Below are 1,893 nucleotides of genomic sequence, written 5' to 3'. Positions count from 1 at the left end.
GGCCTGGATGTCACCGCTGGCCAGGCGTCCGCGCCAATTGCCCTTGTCCAGCGCACCGTCCAGACCCAGCGCCAGTTTCAGCTTCGGCCCTTGCAGATCGAGGTTCAGCTTCTGGTTCTTGATATCGCCCTGGCCGCTGGCGGTCAGCGTTCCCAGCGAGGTGTCACCGGCCCGGATGCCGCTGCCCTTGAGGTCGATTTTCGCCCTTTGCGCACTGTCCAGGGTGGCGTCCAGGTTCAGGCTTTGCAGGCGATTGTCCTGGAAAGCCAGTTGCGAGCCTTGCAGGTCAAGCTTGCCCTGGGGCGCCTTGAGCGTGCCGGCGACATCCACGCGGCCATTGAGTTGGCCGCGCAGTTGCGGCCAGAGCTGGGCCAGGCGCGGCAACTTGAGATCGATCTGGCCGGCGAGTTTCTGTTGCAGGCTGCCTTTGCCACTGATGCTGTTATCGCCGAGTCGAACTTGCAGGGCATTGAGGTTCCATTGCTCGCCACGGCCATCGGCCTTGGCCTGGATCACCGCCGGTTGCCCGCGCAGTTTGCCTTTGAGGTCCAGGTCGGCATTGAGGCTGAGCGTGTCATTCTTCATTTCGCCCGTGCTGCGCAACGGCCCGGCCAGCGTACCCGGCAGCTCCGCGACCCAGTACGCAGGGTTGATCGCCGACAGGTCCAGCGCGGTGTCCCAGGCAATGCCGTCGGCGAATTGCAGGTTGAGGTGACCTTCGGCCTTACCCTGCCCAGCCTGGAGTTGAATCTGCTGCAGATAGATTTTCGTCAGGTCGCCCGCGAACGGGCTGGCCAGGGTGAAAGCGCCGGCCGGACCGTCCGCCGCGGCGGCGAAATGCCCAAGGTACTTACCGTCGGTGTAGGAGACTTCGCCGGTGAACGTGCGAAGCGCTACTTGCGGTTCGTCGATGAGCGGATAGAGCCTGTGCCATGGGAAGTCCAGCCAGTCGATCTTCGCCTCGGCGCTCAGGCCCTTGCTCCAATCCAGCTGTCCAGTGAGTTTGAGGCTTTGCTTGTCGTTGGCGGTCAGGTCCAGCGCGGCGATCTGCGCGCCCTTGGCGTCGACMTTGCCTTGCAGCACCAGGGCGACTGGCCCTTGCTCGGCGGGCAGCGTGGCTTTGCCGAGCAGCGCGTAGCCGTTCTTCAGGTCGCCAGCGCCGGTGAGCTCCAGCTGATTGAGTTGCAGGGTGTCCGGCAGATCGGTACTCGGCTTGAAGCCATCGGCGGTGATCCGCACCTTGGCCGGCAGGTTTTCCACCAGCGGTTGCAGTTCGCCGCTCAGTTGCCCGTTGAGGTAACCGCTGCTGTCGGCTTTCAAGTTCAGGGTTTTGAGCAGATCGCCGTCGACTTTCAGCGCCAGCGCCAAGGGTTCAGGCGTCGACAACAGGGTCAGTTTGCCTTCGGCACTGAGGGGCCAGTTGCCGGAGGGTTGCAGCAGGCCGGACAGGTTCAGGCTCAGGTCATCGCGCTGCAACGCCGCCGAATCGATCCTCAAACCGGCCGTCGTCCAGTGCGCCGCCAGTTGCAAGCCCTTGAGCTCTTCGCTGCCGTTGAACAACAGGCTGCCGACCTTGATCTCCCCCAGTTCGATGGCCAAGGGTAACTTGAGCTGCGGAAGTGTGATCGGGCCGCTGTCTGACTCTTCGGCACCCGGCGGGAACGTCAGGCTGACCTGATCGGCCTGCAATTGCTCGATGCACAAGGTCATGCGAGTCAGGCACAACGGCGACCAGGCAAAAATCACCTTGCTCAGCTCAACCCGGTTGTTGGCCTGTTGCCACAACACCCGGTCGGCACTCCACTGCCCGCCCAGCCGGCCCTGGAAGTTGTCCAGGGTCAAGCCCGGCACGAAGCCCAATGCCCAGCGGCTGCCCGTCGCCGTGCCCAGCAC

General features: G+C 63.8%; 1 pseudogene. It reads right to left on the bottom strand.

The annotated features are described in order from the left end of the window. Window positions 1-1,893, bottom strand: a pseudogene (locus tag ACXRVY_RS26665) (translocation/assembly module TamB domain-containing protein); the annotation flags it as partial.

This window comes from Pseudomonas sp. P5_A2_2 (genome assembly GCF_054177685.1).
The sequence above is the reverse complement of the archived record's forward strand: the minus strand, read 5'-3'. Positions and strand labels throughout refer to the sequence as shown.